The organism is Bacteriovorax sp. DB6_IX, assembly GCF_000447775.1.
Taxonomy (GTDB): Bacteria; Bdellovibrionota; Bacteriovoracia; order Bacteriovoracales; family Bacteriovoracaceae; genus Halobacteriovorax_A.
On sequence record NZ_AUNJ01000268.1, the window covers coordinates 1 to 653 of the forward strand.

Annotated in this window: 2 protein-coding genes; both read left to right on the top strand. The window is 34.2% G+C overall.

Annotated features, from left to right (window positions below; all coding sequences use genetic code 11):
• The coding region (locus M901_RS07885; RefSeq protein ID WP_034721302.1) for a hypothetical protein at positions 1 to 395 on the top strand (395 nt) is incomplete at its 5' end.
• A gap of 47 nt (positions 396 to 442) precedes the next feature.
• Positions 443 to 653 (top strand): hypothetical protein (locus M901_RS17785; protein WP_021277665.1); only part of this gene is annotated, 211 nt, incomplete at its 3' end.

A 653-nucleotide genomic window follows, 5' to 3' on the forward strand; every position in this document is an offset into this window, starting at 1 on the left:
GAAAATATAACCAAGGTCAGATCAAGAAAGCATGTCGTATTATGGATGTAGAGAAACTGGAAAGAATCACTAAAGCAGAAGAAGAGCTAAAAGACTTAGAAGGAAAGTTCTTCAAAAATAGTAAAACAAAGAAGAAAATTAGCGCATTAAAGAGTGAGATTTCAGAGCTTAAGAATGCTGTTGGGAATATGAGTCTAAAGAGACACCCTGACTATCACTTCAAGAACAACTTGAACAAAGTAATCAAGTTTATCGACCAAGACAAGATTGGTTATGGAAGCTCTCTTTCATTTAAATTAGATGCTAAGACAAAAGCTGCTGTAGATGAAATCGTTAAAAACTTCAACAGTGGTAATCCAAAAGGATCAAAACATTCAGCTGTATCAAATCTATAAAAATAAGTTATAATAAGGGGAGTTACTAACTCCCCTTTTTTTTTATTATGACGAAGAAAACATTATTTATCATTCCAATACTCTTAATCGCCTTCTACTTTTACAAACAAAGTAATCAATCACACGAGAAACAAGTTTCTGAAATTAAAAGGAAACTACCAGAAAAAGAAATAGAAGAAGCCGCGACTCAAGGCCCAGAGGCCCAATCCTTAAAAGCCTCACCGCAAGTAAAAGATCTAGAAGTAGTGATCAAGTCGA